Raw genomic sequence first — 24,778 nt, 5'->3', positions numbered from 1 at the left:
CCATCTCTAACGAGATAGGATTGTAAAAGATTGATTTAAAACCCCGATAGGGGTTCGATATCGGTAGAAAAACAATTAATAATAAAAATGTCCCGTAGGGACTAAATAATAAAATACGAAGAATGGATATTTTAGACGAATTCGATATTAAAATACTGAAAGAATTAGAAAAAGATGGAAGAATGGCTTTTTCTGCCATTGCAACCAATTTAAAAATTTCAAACACAATGGTGCATCAGCGCGTAAACCGAATGATCGAACAAGGTGTTATTGGTGGTATCAAACCAATAATTCAAGAAAAAAACATTGGCTTTGACTGGGCTTCTTTCACCGGAATTACATTAAATAAAGATTCTGATTCTGATCGAATTATCGAAGAAATGAAAAAAATTCCTGAAATTACAGAATGCTATTATGTTACAGGTTCTTTTACGCTTTACATAAAAATTGTCGCGAAGAATCACGAACACATGCGAAAAATCCTTTACGAAAAAATCGACAACATTCCCGGAATTGCCAAAACTGATTCTATTATAGAATTAGGCTGTGCTTTCAAAAGAAACATTTCGTTTTAATAAACTTTTAAACTAAAAAAATGCATTTACGAATTCTGCTTTTGTTTACTCTTTTTTGCTGTAAATCAATGCTGTTTTCGCAGATTTCAGTGCCAAATCCTTCAAAAAGTGATTTTTCTGAAGCACTAACTATTTTAGCTTCGGATTCGATGCAAGGTCGAAAAGCCAATCAAAAAGGCGGTTTTATGGCTGCTGATTATATTGCATCTAAAATGTATGCTTACAATCTAAAATCTTTCGCTAAAATCAAAAGTTATTATCAAACCTTTAAAATTCAAGAACATAGCATAAAAAACACAACTCTAGAGTTCAAAAAAGGAAATCAGGAAACCATTTCCCTTTCTTCAGAAAAAGATTTTCAAACTATTCCAACTTCAACTTCTATTAATAAAAAAGAAATTGAAGTGATTTTTGCAGGTTATGGACTGAGTTTGCCAAAAGAAAACTATGACGATTACAAAAAACGCAATGTAAAAAATAAAGTTGTTGTAGTTTTAAGCGGATTTCCAAACGATAAGGACAGCACTTCTGCAACTTATAAAAAATTCAAGAAAATATTTCCTGAAGAAAATGATTTGGAAGAAACCAAATTAAAAACTGCCATCAGTAAAGGCGCAATTGCTTTAATTGTTATTGAAACTCACGAGTATTTTAAATCTCCAAAAACTACACAAAATGAGGTTTTTCATTCTTTAGAAAACCCAATTACAACTTCAATACCTGTATTCAAAATTCATAGAACGACGGCTGAAAATCTTTTTTCAAAAATTAGCATTCCATCAAAAAACGGCCTCACATCAACTTCATTACAAAAAGTAAAAGTCAATTTTTCGATAGAATTAGAGTCTAAAACTTTTCCAGTTGCAAATGTTTTAGGCATGCTTTCTGGAAAAGACACCACAAAAACTATTATCGTTGGCGCACATTACGATCATTTAGGCGTTAAAAATGATTCGATTTACAACGGTGCCGATGACAACGCTTCGGGAACTTCAGGAATGCTGGCTTTGGCAAAAAAATGGTCGGAATCTAAAACAAAACCTAATTATAATTTACTTTTTGCTTCATGGACTGCCGAGGAAATGGGGCTTTTGGGAAGTGAATATTTTGTTCAGAATTTTGATTTCAGCAAACAAAAAATACTGTTGGCGATCAATATGGATATGATTTCCAGAAGTGCACCAGAAGATAAATTACACCGAATTTTAAGCATCGGAACTCAAAAAGAAGATGAAAATCTGAGAAAAATGTCCACTGAAATCAATTCGAAACTTCAAAATCCGTTTAGTTTAGATTTATGGGAAACAAACGGACATTCAGGAAGCGATTACGCATCATTTACTGCAAAAGGAATTCCAATTATGACGTTTTTCAGTGGTTTTCACGATGATTACCATACGCCAAATGATAAAGCTTCAAAAGTAGATTTTGACAAAATACATGATGTTTTATTTATTGTCAATTCTTCTCTTTTAAAATTTTTAGAAAATCCGAATAACTAAACCGAATAACTATGAAAAACCAATTTCTTTTTAAATTTTCTTTCCAAAAATCAATTTCGGCGTTATTGTTATTGACAAGCTTTTTCATGCAAGCACAAAATCCAAAAGGAAAATTATTCATCATTGGAGGAGGCGATCGTTCTGATGCATTGATGAAACAAGTTTTGGCTGTAGCCGAATTAGGAAAAAAAGATTACATCGTGGTTTTGCCGATGTCAAGCGAAGAACCCGACAGCTCCTTTATTTTCTTTAAAACACAAATGGTAAAATTGACACAGAATCCAATTGTAATGCTAAATTTCAATAAAGAAACTGCTCAAAATAAAAAACTAACAGATTCTGTTCAAAAAGCAAAACTGATTTTTATTAGCGGAGGCGATCAAAGCCGTTTCATGTCTGTGGTTCATAGTACCCCAATCAAAACGGCGATTCAAAAAGCTTATGAAAACGGAAGCACAATTTCTGGAACCAGCGCCGGAGCAGCCGTTATGTCCGAAAAAATGATTACTGGAAATCAGAAATTAGAAAAAGAATATTCGGGAACTTTTGACAATATTCGATATGATAATCTGGAAACTTCTGAAGGTTTGGGATTATTGAAAACTGCCGTTATTGATCAGCATTTTTTAAAAAGAAACCGTTACAACAGATTAATTTCTGCTTTAGTTGAATTTCCAAATTTAACCGGAATCGGAATTGATGAAGCCACTGCAATTATCGTTCGAAATAATGAAGTTGAAGTTGCTGGAGAAAGCGAAGTTATTGTGGTTCGTAAACCAAAAGGCATTAAAAAATCAAGTAAAAACAATCTTATATCGATCGAGAATTTACAAATGAGCATTTATACTCCCGGTCAAAAATTTAACATCAAATAATCATGCATTTCTATTCTAAAATAATAAAATCCTTCTTTTTCATTTGTGTGACTTTTCAAATTTCGGCACAAAATAGCAACGCAAAAGAAATCGTCCGATTAGAAAATCTTGCCAAAAAAGTTACTATAATTCGAGATAATTGGGGAATTCCGCATGTTTACGGAAAAACAGATGCCGATGCCGTTTTTGGATTATTGTATGCGCAATGTGAAGACGATTTCAAAAGAATCGAAATGAATTATATTGAAAAACTTGGACGCCTTTCTGAAATAAAAGGACAATCAGTTTTATATAATGATTTAGAAATCAAACTCTTAATCGACGTAAACGAAGCTAAATCCGATTACAAGAAAGCACCAGAATGGCTCAAAAAGCTTTTGAACAGTTATGCAGATGCGATTAACTTTTATTTATACAAACATCCAGAAGTAAAACCTGCTTTATTGACACATTTTGAGCCATGGTTTCCGTTGCTTTGGACGGACGGAAGTATTGGCGCAATTAGCACTGCAGATCTTTCGACTGCCGAATTAAAAGCTTTTTATTCTGGAAATAATGATAAAGTGGCTTATGTAGAAAGAGAAAAATACGTGCAAACCGGCTCAAACGGATTTGCATTTGCTCCATCAAAAACCGCTGACGGGAATGCGATTCTTTACATAAACCCGCATACAACCTTTTATTTCAGACCAGAAGTTCAAATTACGAGCGAAGAAGGCTTGAATGTTTACGGCGCAGTTACTTGGGGGCAATTCTTTATTTATCAAGGTTTCAACGAAAACTGCGGCTGGATGCATACCTCATCAAATGTGGACGTTGCCGATATGTATGCCGAAAAAATCATTGACAAAAAAGGAAAATTGTTTTATGAATTTGACAACAAGCTTTTGCCTGTAATCGAAAAAGAAATCACAATCAATTATACCGAAAATGGAAAATTGATTCCGAAAAAATTCAAGACCTATTTTACCAACAACGGCCCGATTATGGCCAAAAGAGATGGAAAATGGATCAGCTTAAAATCAAATAATAGATCGATGACAAGTTTGATTCAGAGTTGGGTGCGAACAAAATCAAAGAGTTTTGAGGATTACAAAAAGGCAATGGACTTAAAAGCCAATACATCAAACAATACTGTTTATGCAGATAGTAAGGGAAACATTGCATATTGGCACGGAAATTTTATTCCGATTCGAGATAAAAAATTAAACTGGGCAAAAGTTGTTGATGGCTCAACTTCTGCAACGCAATGGAAAGGACTTCACGATGTAAATGAGACTGTTCATATTTACAATCCAGTAAATGGCTGGCTTCAAAATTGCAACTCCACTCCTTTCACGGTTGCTGGAGAAAACAGTCCAAAAAAAGCTGATTATATTCCGTACATGGCGCCGGATGGCGAAAATTTTAGAGGAATTAATGCAGTCCGAATTTTCAGCAAAGGCAACAAATACACTTTAGACAAAGTAATCGCTGACGGTTATGATTCTAAATTATCAATTTTCGAAATATTGATTCCGAGTTTAGTGAATGTTTTTGAAAAAAACATAAATGTACAATCACCAGAATATGTTGCATTGAAAGAGCCAATTTCAATACTGAAATATTGGGATTATTATGCCAAAGAAAATTCTGTTGCAACAACATTAGCCGTAGAATGGGCTTATAAATTAAACCCAATTATTTTGAAATCTTATGTTGACGAAGGCGAAAAAGATCAAGTCGAAAACACGAAGAATTTTGCAAAAAATGCAACAGTTGATCAAATGATTCCGCAATTGCAGACCGTATTAAAAGAATTAGAAACAAAATTTGGAACTTGGCAAGTAGCTTGGGGCGAAATCAACCGTTTTCAACGTACTAATGGCGATATTGATTTAAAATATGACGACAATAAACCAAGTTTGCCAATTGGCTATGGTCCTGGCTCTTGGGGAAGCTTGCCTTCTTTCAAAAGCAGTTATCAAAACAATTCTAAAAAACGTTATGGCTATAATGGAAACAGTTTTATTTGTGCAGTTGAATTTGGTCCAAAAATAAAAGCAAAATCATTATTAGCTGGCGGAAATAGTGGCGACGTAAACTCAAAACATTTTACTGATCAAGCCCAAATGTATCAAAAAGGACAATTCAAAGATGTTTTGTTCTACAAAGAAGATGTCATAAAAAATGCCGAAAAAACCTATCATCCGGGAGAATAATTCGGCCCGAAAAACGCTTTTCACAAACCTTGGAAGAACTTTCTTTCGAGGTTTTTTTATAAGAGAATATTTCTGATATTTGTTTAAAATTGTAAAACAAATGAAAAATTCACTTCTTTTTATCTTTGCTACTATTCTGTTTTCTAACACTATAAGCGCACAACTAAAATCCGTAAAATATTACGACGGAGATCAGGCATTAAACGGCTTATCTATAAAAGCTGCTAAAAAAAGCAGTAACAATCCAGGAATTTTGCTGCTTCCAGCCTGGCTTGGAATCGACACCGCTTCTAAAAAATATGCCGAAGATTTATCAAAACTAGGCTACCATGTTTTTATCGCCGATATTTATGGCGAAGGCAACTATCCTAAAAACACTTCTGAAGCCGGAAAACAAGCAGGTTTCTACAAAACCAATTTCGAAGCTTATCAAAAAAGAATTAATGCTGCATTACAGGAATTAATCAAATCTGGGGCAAATGCCGACAATATCGTGGTTATTGGTTATTGTTTTGGCGGAACTGGAGTTCTTGAAGCTGCACGTGGCCATTTGAATGTAAAAGGAGTTGTTTCTTTTCATGGAGGTTTAGGCAAAGATTCCAAAAGATCTACAGAACCTATTACAGCTAAGGTTTTAGTATGCCATGGCGCTGATGATCCATTTGTTCCAAAAGAAGAAATTGCTGCTTTTCAACAAGAAATGCGTGACTCAAAAGCAGATTGGCAAATGATTTATTACGCAAACTCCGTTCACTCATTTACAAATCCTGAAGCTGGAAATGACAATTCAAAAGGTGCTGCTTATAATGCTATAGCAGCAAAAAGATCTTTTGATCATTTGTTGCTTTTCCTGAATGAAGTGCTGAAAAAATAAGTCTTGAAACTAACCCAAAAAACACCAAATCAACTAAATAAAATCAATGTCACATAACAAAATTAGAGATGACAAGACATGCCTAAACTGCAGGCATGTAGTCGAGCAAAAGTTTTGTCCAAATTGCGGACAGGAAAACAGCGATACACGCAAAACTTTCCATCATTTATTTGTTCATTTTTTTGAAGATTTAACGCATTATGAAAATGCCTTTTGGAAAACAATCAAAAACTTGCTCGTAAAGCCTTCCACTTTAACTAAAGAATATCTTTCTGGAAAAAGACTATCATATCTGGCACCGGTTCGTCTTTATATTTTCATCAGCTTTATTACTTTCTTATTGATTGCGATGTTTCCAAGTAAGGTAACCGAAGAACTCAATAAAAAGGAAAAAGAAGATTCATCAGAAATCATTTCGCAGACTAAGAAAGGATACGATAAATTCAGTGAAAAGTTCAATGAAAAAACAATGAAAAAATCATATTTTGAATTAAAGTCGATGAAAGAAATCGACTCCATTCAAAAATATGGAAAAGAAGATGAAAAACTTTCTGATTTTGAATATTGGGTTTATGAGAAGGCAGTGCATGTTACTGAAAACAATACCAAAAAAGAAATTATAACGAAATTTATAGAATCCTTCATTCATAATATTCCGAAAATCCTATTTATTATAATGCCCTTTTTTGCCTTTTTCCTGTGGATTTTCCATAGCAAGAAAAAATGGTATTATTTTGATCACGGAATTTTCACGCTTCATTATTTTTCGTTTTTGCTCTTAATATTCCTCATTTTATTCATTGTCAACAAAATCGCTGGAATATTTGAAGGAAATGGCCCAATTTCAGTGGTTACAAACCTCATAAACTTTGTTGGAATTGTTTGGATGTGTTACTATTTTTATCCAGCGCACCACCGATTTTATGGTGAAAGCCGATTTGTTTCATTTGTTAAAAGTGCAATTCTCTTTGTTATAAATTCGCTTTTTATTCTATTTTTACTGATATTCTATGTTTTATACATATTCATTAATTTACACTAACCCAAAATGAAAAAAATTGTAATTCTGTTATTAATTGCTTCGGCGTTTTCATGTAAAAATGCACAGTCTGTTGCTTCAAAAGACAACTCAGACCCAACAAAATACATGAATTCGATCACGGCAAAAGACTTAAAAAAAATGCTTTATGTTGTTGCTTCTGATGAAATGGAAGGTCGCGAAACTGGTTCAAAAGGACAAAAGAAAGCGGGGCTTTACATGATTGAGCAATACAAAAAAAATAAAATTTCGTTCCCAAAAGGAGCAACTGATTACTATCAGCATATTCCGGCATCATTTTTAAATGCAAGACGTAATGAAAATTTGCCAGATTCAGAAAACATTTGGGCGTATATTGAGGGATCAGAAAAACCAGACGAAGTTTTAGTTATTTCTGCTCATTATGACCACGTAGGAATTAAAGACGGAGAAGTATACAACGGAGCCGACGACGATGGTTCAGGAACTGTTGCTGTTATGGAAATTGCTAAGGCATTTGCTAAAGCTAAAAAAGAAGGACACGGACCAAAACGTTCTATTTTATTCCTTCACGTAACAGGTGAAGAGCACGGTTTGCACGGATCTCGTTTTTATTCTGAAAACCCATTGTTCCCAATTGCTAATACAATCACAGACATCAACATTGATATGATTGGTCGTCGCGATGTTGAGCATACAAATACAAACAATTATGTATATGTAATTGGTGCGGACAGATTATCAAGCGAATTGCACAATACTGTTGTTGCTCAAAACGACAAATACGTAAAAATGAACTTGGATTTCAAATTCAACGATCCTAAAGATCCTAATCATTTTTATGAGCGTTCTGACCACTACAACTTTGCAAAACACGGCATTCCATCTGTTTTCTTCTTCAATGGAGTTCACGCCGATTACCACGGAAAAGACGATACCCCAGAAAAAATTGAATATGATGCTTTAGCAAAAAGAGCTCAATTGGCTTTTGTAGTTGCTTGGGATTTAGCTAATAGAGAAAATAGACCGGTAGTTGATAAAAAATAGTTGCAAAGGGACAAAGGCTCAAAGTAACAAAGGTTTTAAACTTATATTTAATAAACAAAAAGGGATGAGTTTAACTCATCCCTTTTTGTTTATTAAAAAACTCAAAGACAAAAAAACTTTGTTACTTTGAGCCTTTGAACCTTTGCCCCTTGCCTAGTCATTCATAGAAATCAAAAACTCTTCGTTGTTTCTTGTTTTCTTGAAGCGGTCGTTCACAAAATCCATAGATTCCACTGGGTTCATATCTGATAGATATTTGCGCATGATCCACATTCTTTGCAATGTTTTTTCATCTAACAACAAATCGTCACGACGTGTGCTTGATGATGTAAGATCGATTGCAGGGAAAATACGTTTATTAGCTATCTTACGATCTAATTGTAATTCCATATTACCAGTTCCTTTAAATTCTTCAAAGATAACCTCATCCATTTTAGAACCAGTTTCTGTCAACGCAGTTGCGATGATACTTAATGAACCACCATTTTCAACATTTCTAGCTGCTCCAAAGAAACGTTTTGGTTTCTGCAATGCATTCGCATCAACACCTCCACTTAATACTTTTCCAGAAGCTGGCTGCACTGTGTTGTAAGCTCTTGCCAAACGTGTAATTGAATCCAAAAGAATCACAACATCATGTCCACATTCTACTAAACGTTTTGATTTTTCAAGAACGATATTCGCAATTTTCACGTGTTCTTGAGGCTCTCTATCGAAAGTAGAAGCGATAACTTCTCCACGAACACTTCTTTGCATATCAGTAACCTCTTCAGGTCGCTCATCAATCAAAAGAACAATCAAATAAACCTCAGGATGGTTTGCAGCAATTGCATTTGCAATATCTTTAAGAAGCATTGTTTTACCCGTTTTAGGCTGTGCAACGATCATTCCACGTTGTCCTTTTCCTATTGGAGAAAACAAATCAATAATACGGGTTGATATCGAACTGCCTTTCTCGGCTAATTTGAATTTTTCAGAAGGGAAAACAGGCGTCAAATGTTCAAAAGAAACTCTATCACGCACAACTTGCGGATCGTGACCATTGATTTTAAGTACACGAACTAAAGGGAAAAACTTTTCGCCTTCTTTAGGAGGACGAACCACTCCTTTTACTGTATCTCCAGTTTTCAAACCAAATAATCTGATTTGTGAAGTTGATAAATAAATATCATCTGGAGAAGCTAAATAATTATAATCTGATGAACGTAAAAATCCGTAACCGTCTGGCATCATTTCAAGAACGCCTTCGCTTTCAATAATTCCGTCAAACTCAAAGTCAGAATCTCTGAAGTTATTATTCTTTTTATTTTTATGATTTGGATTTTGATTTCCGTTATTCCCATTTCCGTTGCCATTCCCATTTTGGTTTGGATTCTGATTCGGATTTTGGTTAGGGTTTTGGTTTTGATTTTTATTTTGATTCGGATTTATCTTTTTGGCTTGAGGCGCAGTTTCTGTTTTTTCTGCTGCAACAGGAACTTCAGCACTTTCTTCGGCAATCACCTCTTTTTCAGCGGTTTTAACTGCTTCTTTTTCCTTTTGCAATGCTACCTTCTTCTCGTATGCAGATTTATTAAATTTTACAATTTTAGGTTCCTTTTTCTCTGCAACAGGTTTTTCTTCAGTACTTTCCTGAGCTTTGTCAGCTGGTTGATTTTTCGGAGCAGGCTGATTTTTGGGTTTCACCGCTACAGGAGTTTCTTTTTTCTCTGTAGTTTCCTCCACTTTATCAAATTCTAAAACTGGAGCATTTTTAGGAGCTGCTGCTTTTTTAGCAGGAGTTATCCTTGCTCTTTTTGGTTTTTCATCTGCAGTGTCCTTTTCAGCCACAGGAGTTGCTGGCGGCGCTGTAGTCGCTTCTTGATGCGCTAAAATCTGAGTGATTAATGTTTCTTTTTTAACACCATTAAACTTTATAGTTTTAGCCAACTTAGCTATTTCTTGAAGCTCAGAAAGCTTCATTTCTTTTAATGCAGAAATATCAAACATGAATGTTCTATGAATTTAATTATTTTAAAGGAAATACTGTAAAAAGTAGGTAGACAAATTATTTCAATTGACCGCAGTATGAAGTGCTTACGGTATTTTGATGCAATAATACGAATAAATTTTAATCATACAATAGTATTTTAGAAAAAGAAAATATATTTTTGTAAAACAATTTCAAGTTATGTTACAACGAATTCAAACCGTATATTTAATTCTTACCTTTGTAATTACAGGGGTTTTAATGTTTTTTATACCGCTTTGGTCATCAAACGGCAAACCTTTCTTCTTTATGCAAGATCAGGTTTACACGATATTGTTAGGATTAAGCACAATGCTTACGATTATCAGTATTATATCATTTAAAAAGAGACAAAATCAGTTTGTGATGAACAGACTGAACATCATATTAAATTTAATTTTATTAGGATTATTTGTATATCGATCACTAAATTTATCTGGAGGAACGGCTACTGCTGCTCCTGAGAAAGGTATTGGGATGTTTCTTCCAATTGTTGCTATCGTGTTATTAGTTTTAGCTAATAAGGCCATCAAAAAGGACGAAGATCTTGTAAAATCTGTAGATCGTTTGAGATAAACCTATAAACTTAATTTTTTGTGCGAAGAAGAACCCGAATTTTATTCGGGTTTTTTTTTATGCCCTATATTATTACAAATCAAGCTTAAAGAGCACATCCTTTAGCTCATTTTCGGGGTAATTTTGTGTTTTCAAATTCAAATAATCATGAGACCCAAAATAAGGATTCATCTTGCCGATGATCATCAAGTACTTATTGATGGCTTAACCAATTTACTTAATACCGTTGAAAATTTCGAAGTTGTCGGTAGTTCGTTAGATGGAAGCACCGTTTACAATGATGTCATTCAAAATAATGCCGAAATTTTAATTCTTGATATCAGCATGCCTGAAAAAGACGGCATTAAAGTTCTCCAGGAATTTCATGAACAAAAAAACCAATGCAAAATCATAATCCTTTCTAGTTATGACGATTTAAAAATCATTAAAGAAGTCATGAAACTTAATGCAAAAGGATATTTGACAAAAAAATGTGCCGGCGAAAACATCATTGAGGCAATTCATGCGGTTTACCAAGGGCAGGAATATTTTAGCGATGCTGTGCGAGAAAAAATCTTCAACAGCTTTACTCAAAATAATCCGAAGCTAAACAAAAACCTTTATGTCGAAAATCCGATATTAAGTGCGCGAGAAATCGAAATAGTCACTCTAATATCCCTTGAATACAGTGGGAAAGAAATAAGCGAAAGACTTTTTATAAGCATAAATACCGTTGAAACACATCGCAAAAATATTATGAAAAAGTTACAGATAAAAAACACGATTGGCCTAGTTAAATATGCTTTAAAACACAATTTGATTAATCCGTGATTCTTTAAATGAAAAATCAGTTTTAGCCACTTTCATCATGCGTCTTTTAAAAATCATAATCTTGCTTTTAATTATTAATGCTATTAATGGAAATCTTCTTTATGGCCGACAAAACAAATTTCCAAAAGAAAGTATTCCACAATTACAGCATTCAAACGCAGATAACGCCAAATTGCAAGAAATAGAACAATTAAAAAACAAAAAAGTAGTAAGCTTGACTATTGTTCTAATTATTATTTTATTTTTTCTGTTTTATTTTTTCTACCAAAACAATAAATTGAAGCAAAAAATAAGACGAAAAGATATCAAGCAAAAAATCTTGCTGAATGTAATTAATTCAGGAATTGACAGCCAAGAAATTGAGCGCAAAAAAATTGCCTCATTCCTTCACGATAATGTAAATTCCTTATTATCCTCGGCCGGATTACACTTGAATACCTTTACTGCACAAAACAAAATTGAATCTGAAGAAATCAAGAAAACAAAAGCAATTTTAACCGAAGCACATGATCTCTTGCGTGATATTTCACATGATCTTGTCCCGAGTCTTTTGGTCCGATTTGGCTTACTTTACGCACTGGAAGATTTATGCGAAAGAAACTCGAACACTACGATTGATTTTGTCTTTTCGAGCAAAATTTCAACTAGCAAAAGATATACAGAGAAATTCGAAATGAAAATTTATTTTATAGTTTCAGAACTTTTCAGCAATATCATAAAACACAGCAATGCAACCAAAGCCGAAATATTTTTAAATGAAAATCAAAACAATTTCACCATCAAAATAAAAGACGACGGAATAGGTTTTAATACAAAAAAAACAAATGGAACTGAAGGTTTTGGATTAAACCGAATAAGAGCTCGAGTCAAAAAATTCAAAGGAAATTTTGAAGTTATTTCAAAAGCAAATCAAGGCACTACAATTAAAATAAAAATTCCGTTGCTACATTAGAAACATTATTTTTTGCCAATTTCAATAATCTCCAAATCTTTTATTTTATCATAATCAATCACAAACCGAAGCATGGTTCGCATTTGATGAAAACCGCTTTTTCCTGCCGCACCTGGATTCATGTGCAACAAATTATTCTTTTTATCAAACATGACTTTTAAAATGTGCGAATGCCCACAAATAAACAATTTTGGCGGATTTAAAGTCATTTCTTCCCTAACATTCGGATTGTATTTCCCGGGATAACCACCAATATGTGTAATCCAAACCGACACATTCTCACACATAAATCTGTTGTTTAACGGAAATTCTAGTCGTGCTTTTGCATCGTCTATATTTCCATAAACAGCCCTTAAAGGCTTCAGCTTTTTAATCGTATCAGTTACGTTCAAATCTCCAATATCCCCAGCGTGCCAAACTTCATCGGCTTGTGCTACATATTTTAAAATAGTATCATCAATATGACTATGAGTATCTGAAAGGAGAAGGATTTTTTTCATTTTAAGAGGCTAAGATTCTAAGTTGCTAAGATACTAAGGTTTCTTAAAAGATGCTAAGGTGCTAAGGCACTAAGACACTAAGTTGCTAAGCTACCAATAAAAAATCCGATTTGCTTTCGCAAATCGGATTTATAATATTCAAGCAAACAAACAATTATTGCTTTTTAGGATTTTTAGAATCTTTTGTGTCCATCATTTCCATAAGCTTCATGCCTAACAAACCACTGATAGAACCATCAGAACCACCATTTCCTGAGATCAGTACATCTGGAATTACTTTGATATTTCCTTTACCAATTTCTTCAGTTACTTTATAACGAGTAAAGTTGTCTCCACCCATCGCACTAACTTGAAGCTGGTAAGCTTCTGCAGTTGATTTACCAATCGCCATAATTTTCTCAGCTTCGGCCAAACCTGTTTTTGAGATTTTTTCAGCTTCGGCGCTAGCATTTAATCTTGTCGCTTCTGCCTGTGCTCCTGCCCTCGCTTTCGTAGCCTCTGCTTCTGCACTCGCACGCATTTTTGTAGCTTCTGCTTCTGCATTTACATTCAGCTTTAAACTTGTAGCATCTCCTTCTGCTTTTTTCACTGTCGCATCAGCTGTTCTTTGTGCAATTTCAACACTTTGCGAAGCACGAACAATTTCTTTCTGCATATCTGCAATTGCAGTTTCTTTTTCCATACCTTGGCGTTGCTCTTGCGCCATTCTTTGTGTTTGATATGTTTTTTGCTCTTCTTCGGCCAACTTTCTGTCTGTCAAAGTTTTCATCAAAGAATCAGGAGGCACAATGTCTCCAATCAAAGTATCAACCGCATTTACGTTGTATTCATCAAGAACTAACTTAATATGATTTTTAGCCGATTCCTGACGCTCTTTTCTGGTTGTCAAGAACGAAATTACATCACTGTCTTGAGCTGAGTTTCTGAAATAGTTACCAATTGTAGGTTCCAAAACCTGAGAAACCAAGTTGTTCATGCTTCCAAAACGCGCAATTACTTTTGGCGCTTCAGCTGCCGGAACGTGAATGATTTGTGCCACGTCTAAATTAAATGGGAAACCGTCTTTTGAACGAACCGTAATCGTAGAAAGATTTTTATCTAAATCATGCGATTCGCTTCTTGCATTCGCCCAGTTTAAAACCAAGTTTGTTGTTGGAACCGCTTCTAACTTAGTCGTGTATTTATTCAACGCATATTTTCCTGGCCCGAAAGGTTCCATCCAAACCCCTCTTTGTCCTTTTGAAACAATATTTCCGTGCTTGAAAGTATCTCCGGTAACATCTTGGCCATCTTCGCCAATATATGAAATCACAACACCTACGTAACCAATCGGCACATCCGTCATTGGATTTTGCTCAATTTGAACTCCCCAGGTATTGATATAATAAGAACCTGCTAGCATCACCTGAGGTTGCAAACCACGATTTCCGCCTTGTTCCAAAAACTTGTCAAAATCTTGGAAGTTGTTGTGATCATTTACAAATTTACCCGCAATTTGCCCTTGCGGAATTGGTTCTCCATCAAGAGCCGTAACAATACCAATCATATTTTCGAAAATCTTGATTTGCTCAGCAATTACAATCTCAAATAAAAATGTATTAATACGATACGATCCTGTTGTGATAAAAGCAGTTTGACGCCCCTTTTGTCCGCCATTGTTTAAGAAAGCCGTAGCATCTTGAAAATTGTCGCTTTCTACCCTTCTGGCCAAGATTCTTCCGGTTGGAATCTCTTTCCCATCTTTACTTAAAACCAATCCGATTTTTCCTTCTGGAATAATAGTAAATCCAGTCATATCTATTGAATACTGCCAGATCCACATTCCCCAATATAAACCTGGAGCAAGCGTTTGTGCTTGATAACCAGCCTCCCCTTTTGTAGCGATAATACGTCCATCTGGCAAAGATTTGTCGGCACCAAACAAAACGAATTTTTTAGTCACAAGACCAATTTTATCTTCTGGAACAATTACCATTCCGAAGAAAACACGTAAAATAAATTTGTAAAAAAGAAAGGCAAATAAAATTAAAATTATCCACCAATAAGAAGTAATTTCATTCATAGTTTTTGATATTTAGTCATACAAACATAGGAGAAATATGATCTGTTAAAATGAAAAATTTTAAAAATTAACATTTAGAAAATTCTGCCTAAAAATGTTAAAATTCATCATTAATTACATCGTTGGAATTGTCAATTTTTGACACGATTTTTAGCTGAACAAACTATGATTCGCATTTTGGGTTTTAAAGGATTTTAACATAGGTTCTAAGGTTCTGAGAATCTAAGGCCTTTAGGTTTTGTTTTCGGATTTTTAATTCAATGCATTTTTTAGAACGATTTGAAATTTTCCCAATCTGATAGTAGAAGCGTTGAAGTGCACCTCTACAATTAAACAACATGAAAAACCTTTGCAACTTTGTGCCTTTGCAACTTTGCCCCAAAAAAAAAGAAAAACTTAGCATCTTAGCATCTTAGAACCTTAGCAACTTTTTTTCGTACCTTTGCCACTCTGAACCTTTGAACCTCTACAGTGAGATATTTTATTCGATTTGCATACAACGGAACACCTTATAATGGCTGGCAATTTCAGCCAAACGCACCTTCTGTTCAGGAAACTTTAAACAAATCGCTTTCGGTTTTATTAAACACACCTATAAATGTTATGGGTGCCGGGCGTACGGACACTGGAGTTCATGCTACAGAAATGTACGGCCATTTTGATGTTGAAAATCCGTTAGATGTTCCTGTGTTGGTCCATAAACTAAATTCATTTTTGCCAAAAGATATTGCAATTTTTGATATTATATTGGTTCATGATCACGCACATTGTAGATTTGACGCAACAAAACGTACATATGAATATCATATCAATACTGTTAAAAATCCGTTTTTGCAGGAACTCAGCTGGTATGTAAGTCAAAAATTAGATGTAGCTTTGATGAATGAAGCTGCGGAAATTTTATTAAAGCATACCGATTTTCAATGCTTTTCAAAAGTCAATACAGATGTAAACACTTTTGATTGCACGGTTTTTGAGGCATATTGGAAAAATGAAAATAATAAACTGATTTTTACAATTTCGGCCAACCGATTTTTACGAAATATGGTTCGGGCAATTGTGGGCACATTAATCAACATTGGTCTTCATAAAATTACGCTGACTGATTTTGAAAATATCATTGCCAGCAAGAGCAGAGAAAAAGCAGGATTTTCGGTTCCGGCTCATGGTTTATATTTGACCAAAATAGATTACGATTATATATAGCTTTAGGCATTAGGCAATAAGCTTTAAGCTTATTCCTACTGCTTATTGCTAACAGCTTATAGCCTAAAGCTTAAAGCTTAAAGCATTAAAAAAATAAATGAAAGCAAAAGCATTTGATACCGGCTTATTCAAAAGAATTTTAAAATATACTAAACCTTATAAATGGCGCTATTATGGCGTGATTGTTTTTGCTATTTCGCTGTCAATCTTTGCGGCGCTTCGTCCCTATTTGCTAAAACAAACGGTTGATGGTTATATCAAAACACACGACAAGTATGGTTTATTGATGTATATAATCCTGATGGGGCTTGTACTTTTGATGGAAGTTTTTTCTCAATTCTACTTTGTGTATTGGGCCAACTGGCTTGGTCAGGATATCGTAAAAGACATTCGTACCAAACTTTTCAAGCATATTTTAAGTTTCAGAATGAAATATTTTGATTTAGTTCCGGTTGGACAATTAGTTACCAGATCTGTTTCAGATATTGAATCGATTGCTCGTATTTTCAGCCAAGGTCTTTTTATGATTATCAGTGATTTGATGAAAATGCTGGTCGTTTTGCTTTTTATGTTTTATATGAACTGGAAACTGACTTGGATTGTGGTCGTAGCAATGCCAATTCTGGTATATGTTACCCGAATTTTTCAGCGTAAAATGCAGGTTGCTTTTGAAGAAGTTCGTACTCAGATTGCCAATATGAATTCTTTTGTTCAAGAACGTGTAACAGGAATGAAGATTGTACAACTTTTTAACCGAGAAAAAATCGAGGCTGAAAAATTTAGAGAAATCAACGACAAACATAGAGTTGCTTGGATCAAAACCATTTTATACAACTCAATATTTTTCCCAATTGCCGATATTATTTCTTCGATAACTCTAGGATTAGTTGTTGTTTTTGGCGGGTTTAAAATTTTAAATGGCGATCATTTCACCACTTTTGGAGATTTATTCTCATATACCATGTTTATTGGAATGCTCTTTAATCCGTTGCGTCAGATTGCTGATAAATTCAACGAAATGCAATTAGGAATGATTGCCGCCAATCGTGTTTTTGATATTATTGACACTCAAGATCATATTCAGGATACAGGCACAATCGAAGCTCCAGTTTTTAGTGGAAGCATCGAATTCAAAGAGGTTCGTTTTAGTTACATTCCCGAAGAAGAAGTTATCAAAGGAATTGATTTATCTGTTGATTCGGGACAAACAATTGCAATTGTTGGTTCAACTGGAGCAGGAAAATCGACTATTATTAATTTATTGAATCGTTTCTATGAAATTAATAGTGGAACAATTTATATCGACGGACATAATATTGAAAACTATACCTTAGCTTCTTTAAGAAAACAAATTGCTGTGGTTTTGCAAGATGTCTTTTTGTTTGCCGATACAATTTACAACAACATCACTTTACACAATCCAGAAATAACGCGCGAAAAAGTACTCGAAGCAGCGAAAAAAATTGGCGTACACGATTTCATTATGAGCTTGCCAGATAATTATGATTTTGATGTAAAAGAACGCGGCGTAATGCTGTCTTCTGGACAACGTCAATTAATCGCATTTTTGCGTTCATATGTAAGCAATCCAAGTATTTTGATTTTGGATGAAGCAACCTCATCTATTGATACTTATTCTGAAGAATTGATTCAGCGTGCAACTGAAACGATTACCAAGGGCAGAACCTCAATTATCATTGCGCACCGATTGGCAACAATTGTAAATGCCGATAAAATTGTAGTCATGGACAAAGGTCTTATTGTTGAAGAAGGAACGCATCAAGAATTGCTCAACAAAACCGACGGATATTACAAAAACTTGTATGATTCGCAATTTTCGGTAGCAAATTAAGGTTCAAAATGCTAAAAAAACATTTCTAAACGTTAAATCAGCGTTATAGAAATCATAAAACTGCACCTGAGCACTAAGGCTTTAACACTTCGATTTTGGTTTATTATTTACCTTTGAGATTATAGAAATCAAATGTAAAAGAAAATGCCACAAAATAGATTTTATCCAGAAGAACAGTTCAAAGAAATAGAAATAAATGCCTCATTACAACTTAAATACGCCATTTCAAATCGAGGTCGTTTAATCAGTTTTACCGACGAAATTGAAAACGGCAGAATCCTCAAAGGTGGTCTAAGCGACGGTTATCCAACCTTCCGATTCAAGGTAAAAAAAGATGACAAAATTGTCAACAAATATCTTTTTCTATACAAATTAGTTGCCCAATATTTTATTCCAAAGCAATCCGAAGATCAAACTTATGTTCTTCATTTAGATTACAACAGAAGCAATGATGACGTAAGCAATTTGCGTTGGGCTACAAAACAAGAAATGATGGCGCACAGCCGCAAAAGCCCACGTGTAATTCAGGCCAAAAAGAACCTGATCGAACACAATCTAAAAGCAGACGGAAGAAAACTGACAACTACAAAAGTGATGCTGATCAAGAAAATATTGGCTAGACCTGAACAAAAAACACGCTTGAAAATGATCGCTAAACAATTCGGCGTAAGCGAAATGCAGATCCGCAGAATTGCAAGTGGTGAAAACTGGGGACACGTAAAGGTTTAATTTTCAACCGAAAGGTGAAAAGCAAAATAGGAAAGGTAAAATGCGAAATGTTAGATTATTTGAATCAAAATTTCACATTTTACCTTTTATTTTTTAAATCTCTTTCAATTTAGATCTTACTTTTTCACATTTTCACATTTTACCTTTTTACAACTTACTATTTTTTAAAATAAATCCTTAAATTCGCAATCACAAATAACAAAAAAGAAAATCGAAAAATGAGTTTCGGAAATATTATGCTCCTTTTCGGTAATAAATACTAAAAACCAAAAAAATGAAATACGACGTTATTGTTTTAGGAAGTGGTCCTGGTGGCTATGTAACAGCAATTAGAGCTTCACAATTAGGCTTTAAAACAGCTGTAGTTGAAAAAGAAAATCTAGGTGGTGTATGTTTGAACTGGGGCTGTATCCCAACAAAAGCATTATTGAAATCAGCTCAGGTTTTTGATTACCTTAAACACGCTTCTGATTACGGATTGAAAGTTTCTGAATTCGATAAAGATTTCCCTGCTGTTATTCAACGTAGCCGTGGTGTTGCAGAAGGAATGAGCAAAGGTGTTCAATTCTTAATGAAAAAAAACAAAATTGACGTTATTGAAGGTTTTGGAAAACTAAAACCAGGAAAAAAACTTGACGTTACAGACAAAGACAATAAAGTTACTGAATATAGCGCTGATCACATTATCATCGCAACTGGTGCTCGTTCTCGCGAATTGCCAAACTTGCCTCAAGATGGTGTAAAAGTAATTGGTTACCGTCAAGCAATGACATTGCCAACTCAGCCAAAATCTATGATTATTGTTGGTTCTGGAGCAATTGGAGTTGAGTTCGCTCATTTCTATAACTCTATGGGAACAGATGTAACTATCGTAGAATTTATGCCAAATGTAGTTCCTGTTGAAGACGAGGATATCTCAAAACAATTTGAGCGTTCTTTGAAAAAATCTGGAATTAAAGTAATGACTAACTCTTCTGTTGAGCGTATCGATACAACAGGTGCTGGAGTTAAGGCTTTCGTTAAAACTGCAAAAGGTGAAGAAGTTCTAGAAGCAGATATCGTACTTTCTGCAGTTGGAATCAAAACAAACATCGAAAACATTGGATTAGAAGAAGTTGGAATCGCTGTTGACAGAGATAAAATCTTAGTTAATGCTTACAACGCAACTAATATTCCTGGATACTACGCAATTGGAGACGTTACTCCAGGTCAAGCTTTAGCGCACGTTGCTTCTGCTGAAGGAATCAACTGTGTTGAAAAAATCGCCGGTTTGCACGTAGACCCAATCGATTACGGAAACGTTCCTGGTTGTACTTATGCAACTCCAGAAATCGCTTCTGTTGGTTTAACTGAAAAACAAGCTAAAGAAAAAGGTTACGAATTAAAAATTGGTAAATTCCCATTCTCAGCTTCTGGAAAAGCTAAAGCTGCTGGAAATGCTGACGGATTCGTAAAAGTAATATTTGATGCTAAATACGGAGAATGGTTAGGATGCCACATGATTGGTGCTGGTGTTACAGATATGATTGCTGAAGCAGTTGTAGCTCGTAAATTAGAAACAACTGGTCACGAAATCTTAAAATCAATCCACCCTCACCCAACTATGAGCGAGGCTGTTATGGAAGCTGTTGCTGACGCTTACGGCGAAGTAATTCACTTGTAAAATATACAATGTAAAGATTCAAATATCTTTACGGAGTTATATATAATTTTCAATTTATAAAATCCGATTTGTGAAAACAGATCGGATTTTTTTGTATTAAAAAGCTTAATTTAGCACATACAGAAATGATTTTTAATTTTTAATATCTAATTTCAGTTAAGGCATTCAGAAAGATTGTGTTTACTAAAATCTAAATTAATTATGAATACAACTATTCAAGATTATAATGATTCACAAAGCAGCTCTGACAAAGAAATTTGCGACCAGTTAGCGTTGATAATTGATGAAAACCTGCCAAATTCAGAAAACAAAATCTGGCATGCCCATCCGGTTTGGTTTTTAGAAGGAAATCCGATTGTGGGCTACAGCAAGCTGAAAGATTCGGTTAGATTACTTTTCTGGAGCGGACAAACTTTTGAAGAAGAAAAACTGAAAAACGAAGGCTCGTTTAAAGCTGCCGAAATACGTTACACAAATGCAGATCAAATAAACAAAAAAGACCTAAAAAGATGGCTCGGAAAAAGCACAGAAATTCAGTGGGATTATAAAAACATTGTCAAACGAAAAGGAGTCTTGCTTCGACTCAAATAACAACCCAAAAACAACTACAACTCAAAATGAAATTTTTACCCCTAATCGCCTTTATTATTATTACCTCTACAAGTTTTTCACAAACAAAAATGCTACCGTTAAACGAACTCATCGACAAAAATGATTCAGGCTGGAAATCAGTCAAAGAAATTGCAGGAACTGCAAAAAACAAAATAGAAATCCTTCCTGTTGATTCGCAAAAAGCAAATGACGCTTTGTATCACACCCAAATAAGCACAAAAACAACAATGGGCGCTGTTATTTACAAAACCGGCGGTATTTTAGTAGACAATGGCTGGATCAGAATTCTAGGTTCTGGAAGCGCAAAACTCAATCGCAATCTTCCAGATTGGAACAAAGGAAAAACTTTTAAAGAATTTGGAGAAGTTCCAGGTTACTTATTAATTGCTGATGATGCTTTGGGTGGCTTTTACATTTTAAACGGTGGCGCACTTGGAACTGATGTTGGCAAAGTATATTATTTCTCTCCTGACAATTTAGAATTTGAGCCTCTAGGCATTAATTATCCTCAATTTTTGGATTTTTGCTTCAACAACGATTTAGACAATTATTACGAAGGAAGCAGATGGGAAAAATGGAAAGATGAAGTTGCCGGATTAAAAGGTGATCAGGTTTTCAATTTTTATCCGTTTTTATGGACACAAGAAGGAAGCGACATCAACAAAGTATCCCGAAAAATAATTCCTATTGAAGAACAATACAGCTTAAATATTGATTTAAGAAAACAAATGGGATTATAAATAAATCTTTTAAACAAATAACACTTTAATTTTCAGTTTTTTAATCTTATTTTTACTACTGACATACGGTTGTCAATAGGTGATTTTATCTTTATAAAGTAAATTAAAAATTATGGAAACTAAAGATGGGAAATTAGCCGTTTATGCGCCAACCAGACAAGATTGGCGCAATTGGCTTGACGCAAACTGCCAAATTGAAAAATCGGTTTGGCTTATTTTGTATCACAAAAAAAGCAAAACGCCAAGCATCAATTTAATAGAAGCTACAGAAGAAGCGTTATGTTTTGGCTGGATCGATAGCCTTTGCAAAAAACGTGATGCCGAAAGTTATTACCTGACTTTTTCGCATCGAAATCCGAAAACGAGCAAATGGAGCAAGCCAAATATTGAAAGAGCAGAAAGACTTATTGCACAAAATTTAATGACAGAACACGGTCAAAAATTAATCGATATTGCAAAAGAACAAGGAAAATGGATTATTGATACCAAAGAAAAATAACTATTTCTAATATAACCAAAAAACTTTCTAACCATGCTAAAACAAATTCTCCTACTCTTGCTTTTTAGTTTCGGAATCAGCGCTTTTGCGCAAGAACTTGATTTCAAAGCTCCAGATTACAAACAAATCGAAAAAAATATTACAGATAAAAAATCGGCATTTTATTATCCGAATTTGATGGATCGATTAACCAAAAATGATACGCTTATGACGCAGGATGAATTCAGACATTTATACTTTGGATATGTTTTTCAGCCAAAATATAACGCTTTCTGGAGATCTCCCGACGAAAAAAAGCTTCGCGAATATTACAATAAAGAAAAGCTAGAAACCGCAGATTATGACGAAATCATTAAACTAGCCAATCATACGCTCGCTGATTTTCCTTTTGATCTTCAACAACTAAATTATCTGGCATACATCTATCATTTGAAAGGAGATGACGAATCTGCCAAAATAACTTCGTATAAATTTCACAACATCATGAACGCCATTCTTTCTTCTGGAGATGGAAAAAAATGCGAAACAGGATTTCATGTTTTGTTGGTTGATCATGAATATGTGATGCTGCATCTTTTTGAACTCGAATCGAAAGGACAATCATTAGTTGGAAACTGCGATTATCTTAGTTTTGAAAAAGGAAAATACAATGTTGATGGCGTATATTTCAATATTGAAAAAATGCTGGAAAATGAAGCTAAATCATTGAAGTAAAATCTCCAAGTTGAATGACCATAACTGAAATCAGAAAAAATGACTACGGCCCTTTGAAAAGATTATTTTTAGAGGAACGAAAAAACACTTTTTCGTGGCTCGATCCATCTGAATTTCAATTAGATGATTTTGAAAAATTGACACAAGGCGAACTTATCTTAACCGCACTTATCGATAACATTCCCGTTGGATTTATTTCAATATGGATGCCTAATAATTTTATTCATCATTTATACGTTGCCCGAGAACATCAAGGAAAAAACATTGGAACTGAATTGCTGAAAGTGGCTACCAGAAAAACAACATTTCCCCTGACATTAAAATGCCTTGAAAAAAACAGCAAAGCCGTTGATTTTTATAAACGAAAAGGATTTGTTGAAAAAGAAAAAGGAATGTCAGAACACGGAACCTATATTCTATTTGAATTGAACGAAAACATAAATTAAAACCAAACTACAATTTACCAAAAATGAATTTAACCGAATTACCAATTGATCTGAAAAAACAAATTGAAAATGAAACAATAGATTTTGCATTAAAAGCACAGCGAAAACATCCACTTAAAAAAAAATTAGGCGAATTACTTATTGGAATACTGATGTTAGCTTTTATGAGTCTTTTTGTAAATGCTTTTTTTGGGCCTTTATTTCAAAATGAAGAAGTTCATTTTGAGGCTAATGGATCGCCGGTAACCGCAAGTTTAGATGATTTAGGTGAATTGATCTTTCCGGGTGGCATTATTATTCTGCTTGTACTGGCTGGAATATATGTAACAATACGCTCAATTTATGGCATATTTCAAAATGGTGGCTATTTTGTTGGAACAGAAACTAGACTGATACAATTTCAAAATGGCAAAACGATTAGTACGGATTGGGAACAATTTACAGGAAGCATAAAAATTAAAGCTAAAAATAACTTTGGCGAAATCGAATTTGAATTGCGAACTGGAAAAATGGAAAGCAGAAAAAACCAACCCGATAAATTTGTTCCGGATATTATTTACTTAACCGGAATTGACAATGTTTATGATATTGAGAAAAAATGCAGATTAAGAATCAAAGAAAATGATCCAACTCCAGCAGTTGTTTTAAGTTAAAACTTCTAAAAGAAATTAATAAAACCAAAAAATGAGCACCTTAACTAAAAAAGATATCGACAAACCCATTGGAGGTTTGTTTTTTATGATCATAAATACTTCGATTTGGGCTTTTATTGCAGAATATTATCTCGAGAATAAAGATTCCCGTCTTGTGGGCGTTCTTCTAGGCATAATCATTATGAGTTTTTTGTTTTTTTATATGAAGTTTTCAAAAGCGCAAAAAAGCCTGCCTGAAAGCACAGTCGAAAAAACAGAGGAAGAAAAGAAAAATGAAAAATGGTTTTTAATCATTTTTGGTCTCGAAGGTTTAGGAATTTTGGCAGCAAAAAACATTTTGATGAATATCAATCATGATGAATTATTTATCTGCTTTTTTGTTTTGATTGTCGGTCTGCATTTTTTTCCGCTAGGCAAAATATTCAAAAGAACTTTTGATCTTTATATGGGAACATGGACTTCTTTGTTTGCTTTTCTAGGTATTTGCTTGATCACACGAAAAATAACAACAATAAATTTTGCAAACGTAATTGTAAGTTTAGGCTGTGCTTTTGCTACAATTTCTTATGGTTTCAGAATGATTTTGGAAGGAAGAAAATTGCTATTGAAAGAACTAAAACAAAAGAATTAAAAACACTGTAACGCAACCTTTTAACAAAAACAT

The 24,778-nt window shown here is 34.2% G+C and carries 24 protein-coding genes; 21 read left to right on the top strand and 3 right to left on the bottom strand.

Features of this window, described 5'->3' with window-relative positions:
- Positions 1–122: 122 nt before the first annotated feature.
- The 7 genes from EYY60_RS14340 to EYY60_RS14310 all read left to right on the top strand — a co-directional run bounded on the left by EYY60_RS14340 (position 123) and on the right by EYY60_RS14310 (position 8,092).
- Positions 123–575 carry an Lrp/AsnC family transcriptional regulator gene (locus EYY60_RS14340; RefSeq protein ID WP_132989997.1) on the top strand — a complete coding sequence of 151 codons (453 nt, stop codon included), beginning with the start codon at positions 123–125 and terminating at the stop codon, positions 573–575.
- Between the two features lie 20 nt (positions 576–595).
- The gene (locus tag EYY60_RS14335) at positions 596–2,077 is read left to right on the top strand and encodes a M20/M25/M40 family metallo-hydrolase (protein WP_132989996.1); all 1,482 of its coding nucleotides are present in this window, start codon (positions 596–598) and stop codon (positions 2,075–2,077) included.
- 11 nt (positions 2,078–2,088) lie between these two features.
- Entirely contained in the window at positions 2,089–2,952 is an 864-nt protein-coding gene (locus tag EYY60_RS14330) for a cyanophycinase (protein WP_132989995.1), read from the top strand.
- Positions 2,953–2,954: 2 nt separating this feature from the next.
- On the top strand, positions 2,955–5,153 hold the full coding sequence (locus EYY60_RS14325) for a penicillin acylase family protein (RefSeq protein ID WP_132989994.1): 2,199 nt from the start codon (positions 2,955–2,957) through the stop codon (positions 5,151–5,153).
- 100 nt (positions 5,154–5,253) lie between these two features.
- On the top strand, positions 5,254–6,027 hold the full coding sequence (locus tag EYY60_RS14320) for a dienelactone hydrolase family protein (RefSeq protein ID WP_132989993.1): 774 nt from the start codon (positions 5,254–5,256) through the stop codon (positions 6,025–6,027).
- Between the two features lie 46 nt (positions 6,028–6,073).
- A complete protein-coding gene (locus tag EYY60_RS14315) occupies positions 6,074–7,069 on the top strand; it encodes a DUF3667 domain-containing protein (RefSeq protein ID WP_132989992.1) in 996 nt (331 codons plus the stop codon).
- 6 nt (positions 7,070–7,075) lie between these two features.
- Positions 7,076–8,092, top strand: coding sequence for a M28 family peptidase (locus EYY60_RS14310; RefSeq protein ID WP_132989991.1), 1,017 nt, complete (start codon positions 7,076–7,078; stop codon positions 8,090–8,092).
- 153 nt (positions 8,093–8,245) lie between these two features.
- On the opposite strand, the gene rho is transcribed toward EYY60_RS14310, so the two are convergent.
- Positions 8,246–10,081 (bottom strand): transcription termination factor Rho, encoded by a 1,836-nt coding sequence (gene rho / locus EYY60_RS14305; protein ID WP_132989990.1) that lies wholly within the window; start codon positions 10,079–10,081, stop codon positions 8,246–8,248.
- Positions 10,082–10,262: 181 nt separating this feature from the next.
- Here rho and EYY60_RS14300 point away from each other — a divergent pair, with 181 nt between their 5' ends.
- The 3 genes from EYY60_RS14300 (at position 10,263) to EYY60_RS14290 (ending at position 12,438) form a co-directional block, all read left to right on the top strand.
- A complete protein-coding gene (locus tag EYY60_RS14300; RefSeq protein ID WP_132989989.1) occupies positions 10,263–10,676 on the top strand; it encodes a DUF4293 domain-containing protein in 414 nt (137 codons plus the stop codon).
- Positions 10,677–10,823: 147 nt separating this feature from the next.
- A complete protein-coding gene (locus EYY60_RS14295) occupies positions 10,824–11,486 on the top strand; it encodes a response regulator (RefSeq protein ID WP_132989988.1) in 663 nt (220 codons plus the stop codon).
- Positions 11,487–11,547: 61 nt separating this feature from the next.
- On the top strand, positions 11,548–12,438 hold the full coding sequence (locus tag EYY60_RS14290) for a sensor histidine kinase (RefSeq protein WP_235832333.1): 891 nt from the start codon (positions 11,548–11,550) through the stop codon (positions 12,436–12,438).
- A 5-nt stretch (positions 12,439–12,443) separates the two neighbouring features.
- On the opposite strand, the gene EYY60_RS14285 is transcribed toward EYY60_RS14290, so the two are convergent.
- Together EYY60_RS14285 and EYY60_RS14280 are read right to left on the bottom strand one after the other, a co-directional pair.
- The gene (locus EYY60_RS14285) at positions 12,444–12,938 is read right to left on the bottom strand and encodes a metallophosphoesterase family protein (RefSeq protein ID WP_132989986.1); all 495 of its coding nucleotides are present in this window, start codon (positions 12,936–12,938) and stop codon (positions 12,444–12,446) included.
- Positions 12,939–13,092: 154 nt separating this feature from the next.
- Positions 13,093–15,000, bottom strand: a complete 1,908-nt coding sequence (locus EYY60_RS14280; RefSeq protein WP_132989985.1) for an SPFH domain-containing protein — start codon at positions 14,998–15,000, stop codon at positions 13,093–13,095.
- Between the two features lie 471 nt (positions 15,001–15,471).
- On the opposite strand from EYY60_RS14280, the gene truA reads away from it, so the two are divergent.
- The 11 genes from truA (at position 15,472) to EYY60_RS14225 (ending at position 24,745) form a co-directional block, all read left to right on the top strand.
- Complete coding sequence (gene truA / locus EYY60_RS14275) at positions 15,472–16,206, top strand: tRNA pseudouridine(38-40) synthase TruA (RefSeq protein WP_132989984.1); 735 nt, start codon at positions 15,472–15,474, stop codon at positions 16,204–16,206.
- A 97-nt stretch (positions 16,207–16,303) separates the two neighbouring features.
- Complete coding sequence (locus EYY60_RS14270; RefSeq protein WP_132989983.1) at positions 16,304–18,058, top strand: ABC transporter ATP-binding protein; 1,755 nt, start codon at positions 16,304–16,306, stop codon at positions 18,056–18,058.
- A gap of 144 nt (positions 18,059–18,202) precedes the next feature.
- Entirely contained in the window at positions 18,203–18,787 is a 585-nt protein-coding gene (locus EYY60_RS14265; protein WP_132989982.1) for an NUMOD4 domain-containing protein, read from the top strand.
- Positions 18,788–19,061: 274 nt separating this feature from the next.
- The gene (gene lpdA, locus EYY60_RS14260; protein ID WP_132989981.1) at positions 19,062–20,450 is read left to right on the top strand and encodes a dihydrolipoyl dehydrogenase; all 1,389 of its coding nucleotides are present in this window, start codon (positions 19,062–19,064) and stop codon (positions 20,448–20,450) included.
- A gap of 201 nt (positions 20,451–20,651) precedes the next feature.
- The gene (locus tag EYY60_RS14255) at positions 20,652–21,041 is read left to right on the top strand and encodes a DUF1801 domain-containing protein (protein ID WP_132989980.1); all 390 of its coding nucleotides are present in this window, start codon (positions 20,652–20,654) and stop codon (positions 21,039–21,041) included.
- A 26-nt stretch (positions 21,042–21,067) separates the two neighbouring features.
- Positions 21,068–21,802, top strand: coding sequence for a DUF2625 domain-containing protein (locus tag EYY60_RS14250; protein WP_208749477.1), 735 nt, complete (start codon positions 21,068–21,070; stop codon positions 21,800–21,802).
- Between the two features lie 112 nt (positions 21,803–21,914).
- Positions 21,915–22,301, top strand: coding sequence for a YdeI/OmpD-associated family protein (locus EYY60_RS14245; protein ID WP_132989978.1), 387 nt, complete (start codon positions 21,915–21,917; stop codon positions 22,299–22,301).
- Between the two features lie 33 nt (positions 22,302–22,334).
- Entirely contained in the window at positions 22,335–23,015 is a 681-nt protein-coding gene (locus tag EYY60_RS14240) for a DUF4919 domain-containing protein (protein WP_132989977.1), read from the top strand.
- A gap of 14 nt (positions 23,016–23,029) precedes the next feature.
- Entirely contained in the window at positions 23,030–23,461 is a 432-nt protein-coding gene (locus EYY60_RS14235; protein ID WP_132989976.1) for a GNAT family N-acetyltransferase, read from the top strand.
- Positions 23,462–23,484: 23 nt separating this feature from the next.
- Positions 23,485–24,114: a hypothetical protein gene (locus tag EYY60_RS14230; RefSeq protein ID WP_132989975.1), complete on the top strand. Its 630-nt coding sequence runs from the start codon at positions 23,485–23,487 to the stop codon at positions 24,112–24,114.
- Positions 24,115–24,145: 31 nt separating this feature from the next.
- Positions 24,146–24,745 carry a hypothetical protein gene (locus EYY60_RS14225; protein ID WP_132989974.1) on the top strand — a complete coding sequence of 200 codons (600 nt, stop codon included), beginning with the start codon at positions 24,146–24,148 and terminating at the stop codon, positions 24,743–24,745.
- Positions 24,746–24,778: the final 33 nt, after the last annotated feature.

Origin of the sequence: Flavobacterium zhairuonense (assembly GCF_004352915.1) — a bacterium.
Classification (GTDB): domain Bacteria; phylum Bacteroidota; class Bacteroidia; order Flavobacteriales; family Flavobacteriaceae; genus Flavobacterium; species Flavobacterium zhairuonense.
This window is presented reverse-complemented; position numbering and strand designations above follow the sequence as displayed.